Genomic DNA, 17,732 nt, shown 5'->3' with positions numbered 1-17,732 from the left:
CTAGTATTCCAAGTCCTCGATTTTTTGTGGATTAGGATTAAGTTCCACACTCTTAATCTTGGCATCGTGCATTCGAATGACACGATCGGCAATTGGAGCTAGAGAAGCATTATGGGTCACGATAATAACAGTTGTTCCCTGTTTGCGAGCCATTTCTTGAAGGAGGGTCAGGATTTGTTTTCCTGTTTGATAATCCAGAGCCCCTGTTGGTTCATCACAAAGAAGAATCTTTGGATTTTTGGCAACGGCGCGTGCAATAGCGACACGTTGTTGCTCCCCACCAGATAGTTGTGATGGGAAGTTGTCTAAGCGGTCTCCCAAACCGACTTCGACGAGTGTTTGAGTAGCATCTTTAGCGTTTGGAACGATTTCAGATGCTAGTTCGACGTTTTCCCTAGCCGTAAGGTTAGAAACTAAGTTGTAAAATTGGAACACAAAGCCAACGTCCTCACGACGATAGGTTGTAAGTTCTTTGGCTGTGTATTCAGAGATATCCTTACCATCAATAATGACGCGGCCTTCGTCATTGGTGTCCATACCACCCAAGATGTTAAGAACGGTTGATTTCCCAGCGCCAGAGGCACCAAGAATAACGACAAGCTCCCCTTTTTCGATATCAAAGCTTACGTCGTTGTTTGCGATAATTTCCAGATCACCGGTTTTATAGCGTTTATAGCTATGCTTCATTTGAATATAAGCCATGAATTTCCCTTTCATACGAAAATAATGATGCTGATAATTACCTATCTTTCCGTACTCTATTGTAACGGATTTTCCTTGGAATATCTAGGTTTTGAGGGAAAAAAAGGTTTAAAAGTGGAGAAGTTCTTCTTACATGTGACAGAAATGTGGACGAAGCGCTTACATATGAGAAAATACTATTTCAAATGAGCTTTGAGTAAGGTGAAGATTTGGTGAAATAGTTATAAAGTTAGGTTATTTTTAGTCTTTTACGGAGTGGATATACTATTTTTTTCAATTTCCATAATTATCGGAGAGTTTAGGTCGGTAAATACTTCATCATAGGGGTGCCAAAGGGGATCTAGTTTTCCGTCAAAGTTGATGATAGATAAAGAGTTTTTTCATAGTTTCTAGCAATGAAGTATCCAGAATACGGACATTTTTTTGAATTTGGAGGATACATTTTCTATATGGGGAAAGTTATTTATGGGGAAATAGAGGGCTTTTCGTAATGATTTTTTTGTGTGTTAGTTATTTTTAAAGAAGTTATAAACACCTTAAAAATATATATCTAAATGAGAGATGTGTATCTTTGGGATTAGTTATTTATTATGGGGTATTCCATAAAGTTACCCTTAAATCCTTTTGTTGTGGCATTCTTTTGACTAATAGAGGAATTCTAGTTCCTAATCTTATTTTAGGATATTTAGAATTCGACTTCCTGTCTCAAGAATTCTTTTTTATAGTTACATTTAAAGTGTTTTGACAAAATTTTCTTATCCGATAAATTTTTTTGGAGATAAGTCAGCAAAAGTGCTTTCTGAAGAATCCTTCTAAAAAACAACTATTATTTCCCTAAGTACTACTTAAAGAAATTACCATTTGCATAACGTAAAAAAGCTAATCTGATAATAGATTAGCATCAATTTTAAGACATGAAGTTGTCATTTATTTAAAATGCTTAAAAATTAAAGAAACACTTGAAATCAAGGGGGTTGCATGCTAAGATTGTTATCTGGGTGAAAGGTTGGTCAAACAGCCAACCAACCTTTTACCTCCTACAGCAGTAAATAGGACGCCTTGTTAGCCAGTTAGAGCTAACCAAATAAATAGTGAGGGATTTATGATTAAGAACAAAGATAATGGTTTTATCGGCAAAGCAATAATCAGCTTGATTGCTACTTTGGGGACTCTGGCTCTATTCATGGGTACCAGTGGGGCCTCGGCTGACGTCAAAGAAACTCCTAAACTTGATTTAGATGCCAATATGACTAAGGTTCAAACCGTTAGTGATGAGGACTTGAAGAATCATGGCGGGCAAGCTCAGGATACGAAGAAGCAAGAAACACCTGGACAAAAACAGCCAGAAACTGAAGAATCTAAGACTACAGATGAGGAAACTCCTGACTACATCGTTATCACCGAGGTAGTGGATTCGTCGGAGCATAAGCAGGACTCTAATCAAGTGGTTGATGGAGTAGCTCAAACGCTTGACCCAGACTTGTTGAATGAGATTTTAGCTCAAACTAGCGAAGTTGGGGAATACCAGATTTATGTCAAGAATGATGATGAGCTATTAATCTCAGGACCTGTACCTACTCAAACAGCGAATGAGGATGTGAATTACCCTACTTTAGAAAGTTCATTGGATTCAGCGAGTATCTACTTAGGTCAAAAGAATCGCTATAAATTGGCAAACGAAGAAGACGCACAGTCAGGTCTTGCTTTGGTTGAAGAATAAAATTTTTATATGACTAACACAAAAAGACTTGGATTTCTTGTCCAAGTCTTTTGTATGTTATGACTGAGTTGCTAGATGAGTATATAGAAAAAGGAACCGTGAGATTCCTTTTCATTTTTTAGAATGGCAATTTACCTGCAAAGGCACCCATTGATTTTTTAGTCGCTTCGTCAATTTGTTCAAGAGCATTGTTAAGTGCTTGAACAGTCATATCTTGGAGTGTTTCCACATCATCAGCATCTACGACAGCATCAGCGAAAGTGATGTTAACTACTTTTTTGTCACCAGTTAATTCAGCAACGACCAAGTCTTGTGCTGATTTTCCAGTGAAGGTTGTAGCAGCCAATTCAGCTTGACTTTTTTCCATTTGTTTCTGAAGCTTTTGAGCTTGCTTCATCATGTTTTGCATGTTCATCATAATATTTTCTAGATTCCTTTCATACCAAGGGTTTAGCCCCTGTTTCTTAAATTTTACTGCCCACTTCTGCCCAGAAATAAGTAGTATAAAAATCTTAACTATTATACCATGTTTAGCTTGATTAACAAAGTGAGGAGAAGTATTGGAGGAATTTGTTAAGACTTGATTTTTTCTTGTTCATAAAAATGTTAGATCAGTTACAAAGCTACCAATCCTTAAATTATGAGACTTGTTAAAAATAGTGTACAATGGTTTGTTGTTAATCCGATCAAGAGATTGTTTGGTTGTAGAAAAGGAAAGAGAAGATGACAATGCAAAAAAGAAATATTTTAGGGCTCTTTGTAGGACTAATTATAGGGCTGTATACAATCTTGGGAATGAGCCTATTTATCTTTATTAATTTAAAATTTAACTCTGTTTATTATGCTCAGCACATCCCTCATAAGGAGGGGACAGAACCAGACGTCATTATGCTGATGGAGAATATGGGTTGGGCTTATACACCGGAATTAGATGGTATTAGCTATGATGAGGACGGGATGTATGCTATAACTAGAGAAAAAGGAACAGAATCGTCTGTATTAGGTTTTTCAGATGGTACTCTAGTCTTTTACCCGGACTCAGGTGAAAGTTATATGTTTAATCGTAATTTTTCTCTCCAAGATGCTTTTGATGAACATTATCATAAGATTAAGTATAGTCAACGAAAAGTCCAAAAAGAAATTAGAGAAACTGTTCAACCTGTGATTGATGTTCAACCAAAACCCTTCATCAATCTTCAATGGTTGTTTAATCTAATTTATCAAAGTAGGTTTAATTAGAGAATAAGAAGCATAGAAGCATTTTGTAAGATTGATTATGCTTGTGAAGTCTATATAGTTACGCTAGTTAAAAGTATAAACGAAAACGCTTTGCAGTTTGCAAAGTGTTTTTTTACGGTTAGAGGATAGGTGCTAATTCTTCCGAAATAAAAAGTAGTAGAATTGAAAATTATAAGGATGTGGGACTAGGATGTTTTACTTAAATCTCACTTTTGATAGTCAGTTTCAAGTAATCTAATTTTTCATTTGAAGAGGATGAGTGAAAAATGTTTGTATATAGTATAATGATTTTAGAAGAGTTATGGAATGGGGGACCTTGAAAAATAAATTAATATAGTGGGAGGCAACAGTGACATGAAGTCGAAAAGATATACAATTATTGGAATAGTTGCCATTGTGAGTTTAATTTTCTTTGTAGTAGTGACTTTTTGTGGAAAAGGGCATCAGTGGAGTAATAATGTCGTACAAGGATTTAAATCGCTTGGTCTTAAAGGTAATGTAAAAGTAATTAGAACATATAAAGAAATTGAAGCATTTCACGGTACTGTTGTTGAAGTGAATTATACTGAGAGATTTTCTGATGGATATTTTTTAGATGAGAATCTGAGAGCAGATATACGAGAATATAATGGGGAGCATATTTCAGATTTTTATCCTCCGTTATCTACAAAGATCGAAGCATTGCTCAATGACAAAGAAAAAGACTTGTTTGATACTGTCAAATTTAACGAGTTTAGCTTCTTGTTAGATGTTTATAAAATGAGACCAGGTTTTCAACGAGAAGAAGATGAAATCAAAAAAGATGTTGCCAATAAAATTAATAAACTATTTGACAGACAAGTGACGTTTGATTATAGTTATAAGTTTGAGCCAGTATCTAGAGAAAAAATCTACGCTACTATTCTTTCACAGGCAGTCAGGAATCGTGATAATGGAGACTTTGAAGCGGCTGGCTTTTATAATATTAGACCTAAAAATTTAATGAAGAGTAAAGCAGTGAGTCTTCATTTGGATTGTATTTTTGCTTCTCTTGATCCTAACGCTAGCAAGTCATTTTCGAGAGAGCATATTGATTATTTTAAAACGAAACTCTTATCTTTGCCCAAAGGCTCATTTTCTGATGGAATCTATGAAATACGCGGTAATTATTATAGTGAAGAAGGGGAAAGTATTGATGTGACTTGTATATTTGTTGTTGAAGACGGTGTTGGTCACTTTGAAGAAGATAAAATGAACTAAAAACAGAAAATACACCTGAATGAAATTTGGTATAAAAAAGTATCTATACTTGGGTTGTCACTTAAAAGGTATTTGCCATCGTGATGGTAATCAAGGGAACAATATTGCTGCTATTTTTATAGCTTTACAAAGAGGTAAGATTCAAGAAGATTCAAAATCGATATTAGAACAACAACGGTTTATTGTTTTGGATGAATCTATTGACAAAGATTACTTTTCATCAAGTGCAAAATATTGCTTTTGTGGATATGAGATCTTTCTATACTAGTGTTGAGTGTGTGGAACGTGGATTGCATCCTTTAAGGACCTCGCTTTGTGTGATGATTAGAGCAGATAATTCAAACGGATTTATCTTAGCTTCCTCTCCAATGTTCAAGAAAGTCTTTTGAGCACCACAAGAGGCGAAGTCACAAACTCCGCCTCCTTCTACATATTTTTTGTTGTAATAGAATATTTTATTTGAAATATCAAGACTTATGCTTGATAAAGCTAGAAAACTTACCCTTTTCCAGCAAGAATATCTGATACTTTATACAATCCTGGGGAATATGTCCGACCAAATAGTTTTTTCGTCAAGGCATTAAACGTATAATGGTCATCTAAAATCAAGACTTCGTCATACGTTTTTAAGAGTGCAATAAAGTCATCGTCTGTTAAATTGGAACCATCTCTAGTATCGATATTTTCATTGCTGAGGTAATAACTTGTTGCGCTGTCGCTGTATGATGCCATTAAATCTAAAAATTCTTGGTCAACCGACACAAAATTTTCTCTGGCATCAACATTGACATCCCACAGATAATAACGACTAGCATATTGGACAAAATAATTATCTACATTCTCCTTATCTGCTGTTACAACCAAAATTCTATCCGTTGACGAATTACTCTGACTTCCAGTAAACTGATGAATTTCTTTTACGACCTTGTTTGTTTCCTGATTGTTATTGTAAACAATGCTATTATTTTCTGACAAGAACATTCCAATGGCATAAACTGTCAAAACAAGGCTCGCGTATTGGTACAAGTGTTTATTAAATAAGCTCTTGTAAGACCTAGCATTACGTTTACTAATGATTTTTTCATACAGACACTTGTCCATTACCCATGCTAAAGCCATGGTCAAACAACCAAAAGCAAAGATAACGATGCTCGAAGCATAGCGCTCAAATCCTGCTAATTCTAACGCTTCATCAGTCGGCATTGCTGTCAGATACATGAGTAAAATGCCAATATAGTAAGTCACAATCGAAATATCAACAAATCCCCAAGTCAACAAGACAAATTTCTTATATTTCAAACGAATGCCAATCACAATAAAGGCAATCAGCATAATCAGATTGATTATCAAAATTCCATTGCTTGCCAAACTGTCAAACGTAAACACCGATTTGACAAAAAGAGTGATAATTTTTTGTGGGTCGCCTGACAGATTTCCAGTCAATACCTGATCAAGTTCTGACATGGACACCGCATGCTTGGCACTTGAGGCATTTGGGAAATTATCCGTCACATGCTTTTGCCAAATAACAAAAGGAAGACAGCTGACTAGCAAGGTCATTATGAGCAGCACTAGTGCTTTTAAACGTGCTCTTTTACGAACAAGTAAACGCACAATACAAACCACATAAACTACTAAAACGAGAGCGACAAAGAAAAGTCCACTTACTTTGACGATACTTAATAATCCAAGAATTACCGCCGTATTTAGCGACAAAAGCCAGAAACGATTACGATAGACAAAACAACCTGCTATGGCTGCCAAGGCCAAGGCCGGAAGCAGAAAATCAACCAGCAAATTATTTAATCGAATAGCAACGTTGAACGTATTAAAAACAGCAAACGAAGCAAAAATCATGCTAACCATTAAGACACGTCGATCATCACGAAGTGCCGCAAACATGGCATAAAGACTGGAAGCAATCAAGAAGAATTGCCCGACCAACATACTACCTTCTGAAAAGCCTACGATAGTCGTGAAAAAATAAATGAAAAGTGAACTTCCAACAGGATAGGTATAATAACTAATAATCGTATCCTGCTGTGTTGGCAAAGCATTATTGATATGGAAAAATTTTACAATCGTTGCCCAATGCGTAAAATTATCATAATGTAAAAGCGGTGAATGCCAGAGCGTTATTCCAAACAAAAGCAAATAAGCCATCATTCCAAGCGCAATATAATCAAGTCTCCTAAAGCGATATTTCTTTTTCCATACCGCCCAAAGATAATAAAGACTCAAAAGACAGCCCAAAACAGAAATGGCATACACGGTTTGCAACATAAAGCCTAACAAACTACCAAGGTACAATACCAATGTAATGACTGAAAATGTAAACACCCATGTTAGACTGCGATTCATCTTCACAGTATTACGGAAAAAGGCATTATACCCCATGGTAATCACAAAGAACAACAGTAATCTAGCAATACTAATCATACTCTCCCTCTCCATTCATTTGCTAAGGCTTTAAAAGCAGGTAAGCTATCCAAATCCGCTAAATTGGTAACTCGATAAAGCGATTCGTCTCTATCAATATCATAGGACACAAAAGTCAACTGAATTGGCAAATCTTTGTAGGTAAATGCGACATTCGGTTCTTTTTTAGGATTTGTCAATTTTCCAGAAAATGTCATGTAATAATAATCTGTCTTTCTAAGCTGGCATTTTTTTCCAGCAACCTGAACCTCTTCATTAACACGAACTTTCGGAAAAGCTACTTGGTCATAGGCTGAAACAGGACGTTCATTATTTTGGAAACGTTGACTAAAGTTCTCAAATAAATCATCCCATGTTGTCATCCAAGGGTCTTTTTCCTTCGGAAGATTGTGATTAATGCGGTCATAAATGTACTGATAAAATTCGCGCTTATCAGCTTCAGGAATTTCTGAAAATTGAACGCCGTAGCGCCAACCATTATCAATCGCAAAAACACGAACAACATGACCTTTTACCCTCGCATGGTAATCACGTGATTGCAAATTAAGCGTCAGTTCTTTTTCTTTTGGCAAATACAATGGTAAATCCGTATAGAATGAAATCCCCGTTTCTGAAATATCACAGACTCTCACTTGGTAAGAATCATCATCAACCTCAATAACCATAGCTTCATCAACAGTAAAACGCTCACTTGAGCGATAAATCGGACGACCAAGCGCACAGAAAATCGCAAAGGTCAAATTGATGATATGATAAATCAACCAAAAACTGATAATACTTCCATAAAAAAGCTCTGAACCAAATTTTCCATAGTTAAAAGTCACCAAACCATAAACGGCTAATCCCCATAAAACAAGATAAGGAAGCGCATAAAGGTACAACGTCCACGACGTATCATTTCCCTTACGTGTCACCTTAAATTTTTTATCGCTAATGCCAAAGGACTCCAACATCATGGGAATAAACAAATACGGAGCAAAAATCGTTTCCACAATTTCTCCCCAAACCTGTGTTCGGTATTGTTTTGAGACTTCTCGCATTGACAAGTGTGTCAATGCGTAACTTGGCAACCAGAATAGGAACAGTAGCCAGATATTTGACACCACCACACGCACATGGAAAACTGTATATAAAATCGGTGCCAAGATATACAATAACCGTCTAAAGAAAGACCACCAATAAAGATAGCCATTAATATAAATAATTCTTTGCCCCTTTGTCAATTTGGGATTAAAGAAGATATTCATATTGTAGCTACTGCGAATAACGCCACGTCCCCAGCGCGCGCGCTGTTTGAGGACACTCTTCAAATCTGTTGGCGTTAACCCGCTAGCCATTGGACTTTTCGTCGAATAATTTACATAACCAGCCGCATTCATCCGAACACCTAGCTCGAAATCCTCCGTAATGGTATCTGTCGGAAAACCACCAACATCTTCAATCGCCTTGCGGAAAATAAGCGTATTAGACCCCGTATAAACCGCTGCACCGTGCGAATTATTGCAAACATTAATTTCTTTGGAAAAGAAATCTTGTTCGTTTGGTAAGGTTGATTCTGAAAACAAGTTAAATTGGAAAATATCAGCATTGTAAAAACTTTGTGGCGTTTGAATCAAACCAACTTTTGACTTATCATAATCGTCACCATTTTCATAAGCCTCAACTTGTTCAACAAAATAAGGCACAGTTTCCAACAGGAATTCACGATAAGGAATCATATCCGCATCAAATGTCGCCACCAAAGGTGATGACGTCTGACGTAAAGCATTATTGTAGTTTCCTGATTTGGCATCTTTATTATCCGCCAAACCAAAATAACCAACACCAAGCTCATCAGCCAATTTGGCAACTTCTAGACGATTGGTATCATCACAGACGTAGATATGCACCTTAGACTTATCAGGATATTCCATAAAAGTGCAGGCATTAATCGTCTTATAAAGCAACTCTGGATCCTCATTATGCGTTGCAATCAAAACATCCACATCTGGGTAACGATCCTTAGCAATCTCAGGCTTTTCAAGCTCAAAGTCCTTTTGCTTATTCCAAATGAGAATGTAGCCTGTAATGGCTGAAACTACCTCACTTCCCCACAATAAAATCCCAAAGATCAGCGCAAACCATGAATCATGCCACGGAATAGTCGCCACCAAACGCCAAGTTAAATAAAAGGCAGTCGTTACAAATGCAACGAAATAGAGTATCCTCTTACTAGTCTTCATTCTCACCTCCACTAAAAATCAAATGTTTTTGCACAAAATAACTGACAATGAAAAGTGTACCGTCAACTAAAATCTTCACCAATGAAATTGGCAGCGTCGTCAAGGCATTTCCTAGAACTGTTACCAATAAACTTGACAAAACAATCTGTACTACCACCAAAGTGAAGTATTTTATCGCACTATTTGATTGACCTTGTTTAAAGACCACCTTATGATTCAGGGTGAAATTAACAACAGATGATATCACACGCGCTAAAATCGAAGCTAACGTCACCGCACTAAAACTCAATCCATTAAACAAAGAAATTAAAATCGTAAAAGCAACAATATCAACCAAGAAGGAAAACAATGATGAAAAAATGTACTTGAAGAAAACCTTGTAAATTCTAATCGAGTCACGAATCGCATCAAAATGCGACGACTGATTTTCATCCAAATAAATCGTTGCAATGCCAACTTCACAAATCAGAATATTGTCCTCTTTTGCCTCAAGTAACATATTCATCTCAAATTCATACCGTTCACCCTCCACGGTTAAGAGTTTTGGCAACCATGACATAGGAATCACACGAAGTCCCGTTTGCGTATCAGAAACGTGCACACCTGTCATAGCCCCCAAGACGTCTCTTGTCAATAAATTTCCAAATTTACTACGTAAAGGAACAGATTTTTCAAATGTTCTAACACCCAGCACCAAACTATCAGGATGTTGCAAAAATTCAGCCAAACATTTCATCATGTCTTCGTAGGTGTGTTGACCATCAGAATCAATCGTCACAATTCCTTTGGCATTAGGGAAATTGTCCAAAGTATATGAAATAGCCGTTTTTAAAGCACGACCTTTTCCTTTATTATCAGCATGTCTTTGTAAATGACATGCATAGTTACTCTGCGCTATTGCAAATAACGGTGCAAAATCAGCTCCACTACCGTCATCGACTAGAATAATGTCAAACATTTGATTTTCCTTATCCCGAATATTTTTCAAAAGTTCTAACAAACGGTCATCAGGTTCATAGGCAGGAATGACAATAACAACATCTTGAAACATCATCGACGTTCTCCTTTCTGACTTTTAATTTCGTACATTTTCTTATCAGCTATTGCAAAAAAATCAACGAAGTTTTTATGTGATTGATAAGAGTCCGTATAAGCACCTAAAGATGCTGTAATCCCCATATCTTTGAGAGTCATTTCTGCTTGAACAAGTTTTATTAAAAATTCAGCTTGATTTTCAGAAACTCCAGGGAGTAAAACCGCAAATTCATCTCCACCTAACCTTGCTATTACAGCACTTTCAGGCATTATCTTCGTTAAAATATCACCAAATTCAATTAGAATCTTATCTCCCGTAGCATGTCCAAAGGTATCATTTGCTTCCTTGAATTTATCCAAATCAGATATAATAACCGTAATTTGTTCTTCTTTACGTGTCAGACATTCCTCAAAAGCAAGCTCAATATATCGTCGATTATGAACCCGTGTTAAAACATCTTCGTATGCCATCCTCTGTATTTCAAGTTCATGAAGTCTCTGCTCTGTAACATCAAGAACAAAACAAAAAACACCAATCACTTTTTGGCGATTGTTATAAATGGGAGAATACATATTTTGCCAGTAAAGCGTTTTGTCGCCTGTCTTAATAGTATCCATAAATATAAATGTTTCACCCTTTTTCGCACGATCAACATTTGCTTTTAAACGCGCAGCATCTTCACTATTAAGATAATTCATTGGAAAGTCACCAATTTTGGGAGTGAAATAAAAGATTTCTTCCATGAGCCGAATATTATTCTTATTAACCGCAATAAAACGATAATCTAAGTCTACAGCATAGACGTTAATAAGTTTCGAACTCTGTAAGATAAAGTGGGATAGCATATGCTGTCTTCGATTAAGGTAAGATGCTAGGGTCCAAAGAACTAGTATTCCTATAAAGATTGCTAAAACGATAGGATTATCATGGTCAACCAAAACATCATCATACACTAAGCGCATTAATAACATTAACGCAGCAAAAGTACTTAAGTACGTTAACAATCTTTGATGCTTGATTAAAAAATCACTTACTTTTCCTAATACCATTACAGCCTCACCATTCTAAGTAGTTTTAATACCTTCAGCATCCAAACTGTCTGTAACAAAACGTCCTGTAAAACCACCGATGAAGCCCGTAGCAGTATTGTCAATTCCTAAACGTTGTAGAATACGGCTGACATTAATACCCTTACCGCCAGCGAATTTATCATCACTCTCTATACGGTTAACTTCACCAATCTCTACCTTGTCGATACGAACAATGAAGTCGATTGATGGGTTTAGCGTCACAGTATAAATCATACTTCAATAACCCTCGTTTTCTCTTTTAATTATTTAAGGAGCCCTTCTTCCGAAGCATTTGTGATTATGGTTACTTTCTCAACCTCGGCTACCTTAGCATAGGTAACCTGACCAAGTTTAGAGGCATCAGCTAGAACATAGGCTTTTTGCGCATTAGCTATCACTGTTCGTTTAATGACCGCCTCTTCCATATCTGGCGTTGTGAAATAATTGGCATCAACTCCATTAGCACCAATGAAAGCACAATCAAAATTCAGTTGTCTGATTTGTTCCAGAGCTGTACTTCCAATAGAGGCATCTGTTGAATGTTTAACCTTACCACCAATAATCCTAGTACTAATACCGAGATCTATCAGCTTAACAGCATGATGGATAGAATTAGTCACAACCGTCACCTGACGATTCATTTCCTCTGGATATGGTGAATATTTGTCATAAGTTCTAAGCCCAGCCTCAACGTGACCAATACTTACTTTATTGTAAAATGCAACCAATCCAGCAGCAAAAGTTGTTGTAGTATCACCATGAACTAAAACCAAATCAGGTTGTTCTTTCTTAACAACTGGATCAAAATTAGCCAAAATTTTAGAAGTAATTTCCTGAAGTGATTGATTTTTTTCCCATGATATCCAAATCATAATCAGGAACTATTTCAAAAGTCTCCAAAACCTGGTCAAGCATTTGACGGTGTTGAGCTGTGACTACTGTAATAGTATTAATGGTTTCTTGATGTTTTTCAACTCAAGAATTAACGGCGCCATCTTAATTGCCTCTGGTCTTGTCCCAAAGACAACCATAATATTTAATTTTCCCGTAAGATCCCCCCTATGACCTATACGAAATCAATATAATATTGACAAATAAGACTCTACATTATCACTTTATTATCCCCAATAAAAAGGAAAATGAGTTATCCTTTCTCCAAAAGCATTAAAGGGAATGCCCTCGCTATTGGTCTTGTTTTGCAAATGATGTAAAGTAGATAAAGAAAAAGGTCTCAATAAAAAGACTATCATTACGTATAAAATTCAAGAAGTAAGACAAGAAAACTAAGTCATATCATCCAAGGATATCAATTGTTTTGAGATTTTCTAGTCTTCTCCACCGAATTTAAAAATACACTATTTAATAAATAAAAAAACTGCAGGAGAAAAAACGCTTTGCTAATAAAAGTGTTTTTGAATCCAGCAGTATTGCTAATTTACATATATTTCATAAAAACTTCTCCCCATTTTAAAGAGCGTCCCCTTTACTTACGCTCTACCCCTATCTTACAAATCAAAATATCGGTATGATAACCCTATCCCAATACCATATCATATAGTACCAAGCACCAACACGTAATCGTATAAAACTCTCCCTAAAAGAGTTGAAAGATTACAATCAAGTTGGCTTCAAGTTACTACTACCAATATTCTCTATTCATATAGACGCTATAATTATAACATGTTATTTTTATTTTTCAATCTTTTTTAAATTTTTTATTGTTTTAATGTATGTGACAACCATTATAATGAGGTCGTTTGAATTAAACACTCCTACTTAACAAATACTAATCAAGTGATATTTATCTATATTTTAATAAATAATAATTAAACACCCTTTGGCTTTTAAATGGATTTGCATAAAAAATCAGAATTCTTATTAAAATTCTGATTCAGAATGAAGACAAACATCGTTTTTGATGTTTGTCTTTTTTTATATTCACACTTAATTCTCCCATAATCCAATAATATTGAGGTATTTGGATAAAATAACAGGTCTTCCCTACCATTATTTTTACCAATTTTTTGATATTTAGACATGCCAAAGTAAGCCCAACCTTATCTTCCATTTTGGACTTTCCTTTTTTCTAGTATAACGCAAGTTATGATATTCTTTAGCTGTTCCGAATAAACGTTCTATCATTTCTTTCCGGTGTTGGTACCGTTCCTTCATCCCACTTTGATGACGGATATCTTCACAGACTTCTAGGGCATCTTTCCAAATATGACGCACAACAACTTTTTGGTGCTGGCGACTTTCAGTACAAATCGCTAACAAGGGACAGGTTCTTACAAATTTTGGGATTACTTTTATATTCTCTATAACCTTCACGTGTCGTTGTACGGTAAGTTAATACCTGGTTCTCTGGACAAAGATAGCAATCAAAATGCTCGTCATAGACAAAGTCTCTAGGACGTAGAAAGCCTCTCTTACCTCTTGGCCTAGTGTAAGGAAATACTGGCGTAATACCTTTTTCTAAAAGAAACTTGGCAATACTAGGTGTTTTGTAGCCTGAATCCGCAATAATGAATTCAGGGGAGAAGGGTTCTAACTTGGCGAAAAGAGCAGGAAAGGCCTGACTATCATGGATGTTACCTGCTTCAACTGTATAAGCCAAGGCCCAACCATGTTTATCACAAGCTACCTGAGCATTATAAGCGAAGACTTCCTTGTGTTCTCCCTTGTGAAATCAACCACTATCTGGATTAGTCGTTGATTGTTTCTTAGATTTAGCCTCGCCTTTTTTTGGCGGGCTTTAAGAACTTTTTTGCATGCTTCTTCCTGTCTAAATTAATCTCAACATCCAGTTGTTCACTCATGAATTTAGCTTTTTGATCAACAACAACATTTTTGTACTGAGGAGAAGTATTGGAGGAATTTGTTAAGACTTAATTTTTTCTTGTTTATAAAAATGTTAGATCAGTTACAAAGCCACCAATCCTTAAATTATGAGACTTGTTAAAAATAGTGTACAATGGTTTGTTGTTAATCCAGTCAAGAAATTGTTTGGTCGTAGAAGAGGAAGGAGAAGATGACAATGAAAATAAGCAATATTTTAGGGATTTTTGTAGGACTATTTTTAGGGCTGGTTACAGTCATGGGAATGAGCCTATTTACCTTTATTAATTTAAAATCTAACTCTGTTTATTATGCTCAGCATATTCCTCATAAGGAGGGAACAGAGCCCGACATCATTATGCTGATGGAGAATATGGGTTGGGCCTATACACCGGAAATAGATGGTATTAGTTATGATGATGATGGGTCGTATGCTATAACTAGAGAAAAAGGAACTAAAACGTCTGTATTAGATCTTACAGGTGATACTCTATTTTTTCATTCGGAGTCAGATGATATGTATCTTCTTAATCGTAATTTTTCTATCCAAGATGCTTTTGACAAACGTTATCACAATATTAAATATAATCAACGAAAAGTCCAAAAAGAAATTAGAGAAACTGTTCAACCTGTGATTGATGCTCAGCCAAAACCATTATTCAATCTTCAGTGGTTGTTTAATTTAATATATCAAAGTAGGTTTAATTAGAGAATAAAATAGCATAGAAGTGTTTTGTAGGGACTCCTACCTTTGCTATTTGAAAGTAGTTTAGGTTGAGTTAAATAGTCGGGAGAGCGGTTCGATATAAAAGGTCTATTTCCTGGCTATTCATGACGGCTAACCTTTGAAAACACCTCATTTTTATGCTACTATGAAAGTTATGAAAAAACAGTTACAAGGCTTGACGCAGGTGGAGGTCAAGCGGCGGATAGATGCCGGTAAAACAAATCATTTTAAAGCAAAAACTGGCTCCAGCAATTGGGAGATTTTTAGGCGTAATGTCTTTAACTCTTTTAATGTGCTCAATTTTGCAATCTTTGTGGCCTTGATTGCTGTTCAGGCTTGGTCTAATCTTTTTTTCTTTGGGATTATTGTGCTTAATGCCTTTACGGGGATGATGACGGAGTTGCGTGCCCGTCGCATGATTGATAAGCTCAATCTCATGAATAAGGATCAGATTCGTGTGGTGCGTGATGGACAGCTTGTTTCTATTGATCCTAAGGATATTGTCTTGGATGATGTCATGCTCTTGTCTGCGGGTGAGCAGGTTCCTAGTGATGCCGTGGTTGTTGATGGGATAGCCGAGCTTAACGAGGCCATGCTGACTGGTGAGAGTGATCACATTCTAAAGAAAGATGGGAAGGAGTTGCTCTCCGGTTCTTATCTTGTGAGTGGTCAGGTCTATGCCAGAGTCATTCATGTAGCCGAGGACAATTACGCTAACAAGCTCATGCTAGAGGCCAAGAATCATAAGCCAATCGTGTCCCGTATTCTTTATAATATGGACAAGATTGCTAAGTTTACGGGAAAGATTGTCATACCGTTTGGGCTTGCGCTCTTTTTTGAGGCTTACTTGATTAAACAGCTCTCCCTTCAAGAGTCGGTAGTTACCAGTTCGACAGCCCTTCTGGGAATGTTGCCTAAGGGAATTGCCCTTTTGACTATTACATCTCTTTTGACGGCTGTCATTAAACTTGGGATGAAACATATCCTGGTGCAGGAGATGTACTCTGTTGAAACCTTGGCCCGTGTAGACGTGCTTTGTTTAGATAAGACGGGGACGATTACACAAGGAAAGATGACAGTTAAAGGTCTGGAACTACTGTCAGAGCGTTTTACGAAAGAGGAGTTGGAGCGTTTGCTTGCGGCTTATATGCAACATAGCAAGGATAAAAATGCAACAGCTCAGGCTATTCGAAATGCTTATGAGGGTCTGGAACATCATTATCAGGTAGGTGATGTTATTCCATTTTCAAGCGATCGTAAATGGGGTGCTGTGAGCGTTAATGGGCTTGGAACTCTCTTTTTGGGAGCACCTGAGATGCTTCTTAAGGAAAATCCCAAAGCAGTCGATCAGGCTCAGGCACGAGGGTCTCGTGTTTTGATTTTGGCTTGGAGTCAGTCAGGTGTTGATACAGAGACCATGATTTTGCCGAATGACGTCGAGGCTTTGACTTTACTTGAAATTGCCGATCCTATTCGTGAGGATGCTGCAGAAACTCTGGAATACCTGCGTTCAGAAGATGTGACGCTTAAGATTATTTCTGGTGACAATCCAGTGACGGTTTCTCATATTGCTCATCAAGCTGGTTTTGCCGACTATCAAAGTTATATTGACTGTTCTAAGGTCAGCGATGAGGAGTTGGAGGCTTTGGCTGAGGATACTGCGATTTTTGGTCGTGTATCTCCGCACCAGAAAAAGTTGTTAATCCAAACCCTTAATGCCAATGGGCATACGACAGCTATGACTGGTGATGGTGTCAATGATATCTTGGCACTGCGTGAAGCGGATTGTTCGATTGTTATGGCAGAGGGAGATCCTGCAACACGTCAGATTGCCAACTTGGTGCTTATGGATTCTGAGTTTAAGGACATTCCTGAAATTCTATTTGAGGGACGCCGTGTGGTTAATAATATTGCCCACATTGCACCGATTTTCCTCATTAAAACTGTTTATTCCTTCCTTTTGGGGCTTATCTGTATTGCCAGTGTTGTTTTTGGTAAGGCAGAGTACCTCTTGGTCTTCCCTTTTATTCAAGTTCAGATGACTTTGGCGGGTCAATTTATCGAAGGTTTTCCACCGTTTATTTTAACCTTTGAGCGTAATATTCGTCCTGTTGAGAAACATTTCCTCAGACGTTCGCTCCAGTTGTCTATTCCTAATGCCTTGATGCTGGTTATCAGTGTTCTTATTTTCCATCTCTCTCAGGTTTATCTTGGCATGAGCAATACGGATATGCTGACGCTGTCTTATTATATGATGGGATCAACGGGTGTCCTTGCCGTTATTCGTGCTTGTATTCCGTTGAATAAGGGGCGTGTGGCCTTGATTATCTACTCAGTCTTTGGCTTCTTGATTAGCTCTTACTATCTTCGAGATGTGATTGAGATTTCGACACTTAATAGCTATACCTTGCCAATCTATCTGGTCGCAATGGCTATCTGTACACCGCTTTTCTTCTGGATTAGCTATAAACAAGGTGCTTTCCAAAAAGCATAAAGCAAA

General features: G+C 36.9%; 13 protein-coding genes and 3 pseudogenes. 7 read left to right on the top strand and 9 right to left on the bottom strand.

All coding sequences use genetic code 11. The annotated features are described in order from the left end of the window. Nucleotides 1–702 (bottom strand): ABC transporter ATP-binding protein, encoded by a 702-nt coding sequence (locus tag H7U04_RS04260; protein WP_002884692.1) that lies wholly within the window; start codon nucleotides 700–702, stop codon nucleotides 1–3. 1,102 nt (nucleotides 703–1,804) lie between these two features. On the opposite strand from H7U04_RS04260, the gene H7U04_RS04255 reads away from it, so the two are divergent. After that, nucleotides 1,805–2,422, top strand: a complete 618-nt coding sequence (locus tag H7U04_RS04255; protein ID WP_110981269.1) for a hypothetical protein — start codon at nucleotides 1,805–1,807, stop codon at nucleotides 2,420–2,422. Nucleotides 2,423–2,540: 118 nt separating this feature from the next. Here H7U04_RS04255 and H7U04_RS04250 read toward each other — a convergent pair whose 3' ends face one another. After that, the gene (locus H7U04_RS04250; RefSeq protein ID WP_110981270.1) at nucleotides 2,541–2,840 is read right to left on the bottom strand and encodes a YbaB/EbfC family nucleoid-associated protein; all 300 of its coding nucleotides are present in this window, start codon (nucleotides 2,838–2,840) and stop codon (nucleotides 2,541–2,543) included. A gap of 311 nt (nucleotides 2,841–3,151) precedes the next feature. Here H7U04_RS04250 and H7U04_RS04245 point away from each other — a divergent pair, with 311 nt between their 5' ends. The 4 genes and pseudogenes from H7U04_RS04245 to H7U04_RS04230 all read left to right on the top strand — a co-directional run. Continuing rightward, complete coding sequence (locus H7U04_RS04245) at nucleotides 3,152–3,661, top strand: hypothetical protein (RefSeq protein WP_201059361.1); 510 nt, start codon at nucleotides 3,152–3,154, stop codon at nucleotides 3,659–3,661. 354 nt (nucleotides 3,662–4,015) lie between these two features. Beyond that, nucleotides 4,016–4,900: a hypothetical protein gene (locus H7U04_RS04240; protein ID WP_110981272.1), complete on the top strand. Its 885-nt coding sequence runs from the start codon at nucleotides 4,016–4,018 to the stop codon at nucleotides 4,898–4,900. A 19-nt stretch (nucleotides 4,901–4,919) separates the two neighbouring features. After that, entirely contained in the window at nucleotides 4,920–5,168 is a 249-nt protein-coding gene (locus tag H7U04_RS04235) for a hypothetical protein (protein WP_181419176.1), read from the top strand. Next, nucleotides 5,092–5,286 (top strand): annotated as a pseudogene (locus tag H7U04_RS04230) (hypothetical protein); the annotation flags it as partial. The gene H7U04_RS04235 and the pseudogene H7U04_RS04230, both read left to right, overlap by 77 nt. Nucleotides 5,287–5,398: 112 nt before the next feature. Here the strand turns inward: H7U04_RS04230 and H7U04_RS04225 are convergent. The 7 genes and pseudogenes from H7U04_RS04225 to H7U04_RS04195 all read right to left on the bottom strand — a co-directional run. Next, nucleotides 5,399–7,339, bottom strand: coding sequence for a hypothetical protein (locus tag H7U04_RS04225; RefSeq protein ID WP_110981273.1), 1,941 nt, complete (start codon nucleotides 7,337–7,339; stop codon nucleotides 5,399–5,401). Next, a complete protein-coding gene (locus tag H7U04_RS04220) occupies nucleotides 7,336–9,561 on the bottom strand; it encodes a glycosyltransferase family 2 protein (protein WP_110981274.1) in 2,226 nt (741 codons plus the stop codon). The genes H7U04_RS04225 and H7U04_RS04220 overlap by 4 nt, the downstream gene beginning before the upstream one ends. Then, nucleotides 9,551–10,615 (bottom strand): bifunctional glycosyltransferase family 2/GtrA family protein, encoded by a 1,065-nt coding sequence (locus tag H7U04_RS04215; protein ID WP_110981275.1) that lies wholly within the window; start codon nucleotides 10,613–10,615, stop codon nucleotides 9,551–9,553. The genes H7U04_RS04220 and H7U04_RS04215 overlap by 11 nt, the downstream gene beginning before the upstream one ends. Next, the gene (locus H7U04_RS04210) at nucleotides 10,612–11,646 is read right to left on the bottom strand and encodes a GGDEF domain-containing protein (protein WP_110981276.1); all 1,035 of its coding nucleotides are present in this window, start codon (nucleotides 11,644–11,646) and stop codon (nucleotides 10,612–10,614) included. Before H7U04_RS04210 ends, H7U04_RS04215 begins: the two co-directional genes overlap by 4 nt. A gap of 21 nt (nucleotides 11,647–11,667) precedes the next feature. After that, nucleotides 11,668–11,901: pseudogene (locus H7U04_RS04205) on the bottom strand (PfkB family carbohydrate kinase); the annotation flags it as partial. A gap of 29 nt (nucleotides 11,902–11,930) precedes the next feature. Then, on the bottom strand, nucleotides 11,931–12,539 hold the full coding sequence (locus H7U04_RS04200) for a DeoR/GlpR family DNA-binding transcription regulator (protein ID WP_173017848.1): 609 nt from the start codon (nucleotides 12,537–12,539) through the stop codon (nucleotides 11,931–11,933). 1,006 nt (nucleotides 12,540–13,545) lie between these two features. After that, a pseudogene (locus tag H7U04_RS04195) lies at nucleotides 13,546–14,525 on the bottom strand (transposase); the annotation flags it as partial. A gap of 179 nt (nucleotides 14,526–14,704) precedes the next feature. Between H7U04_RS04195 and H7U04_RS04190 the strand changes: the two are divergent. Further along, the gene (locus H7U04_RS04190; RefSeq protein WP_110981278.1) at nucleotides 14,705–15,214 is read left to right on the top strand and encodes a hypothetical protein; all 510 of its coding nucleotides are present in this window, start codon (nucleotides 14,705–14,707) and stop codon (nucleotides 15,212–15,214) included. Between the two features lie 163 nt (nucleotides 15,215–15,377). After that, on the top strand, nucleotides 15,378–17,726 hold the full coding sequence (locus H7U04_RS04185; RefSeq protein WP_173017849.1) for a cation-translocating P-type ATPase: 2,349 nt from the start codon (nucleotides 15,378–15,380) through the stop codon (nucleotides 17,724–17,726). The last annotated feature ends 6 nt before the right edge of the window (nucleotides 17,727–17,732 follow it).

This window comes from Streptococcus sp. 22.1 (assembly GCF_016648645.1).
Classification (GTDB): Bacteria; Bacillota; Bacilli; order Lactobacillales; family Streptococcaceae; genus Streptococcus.
This window is presented reverse-complemented; position numbering and strand designations above follow the sequence as displayed.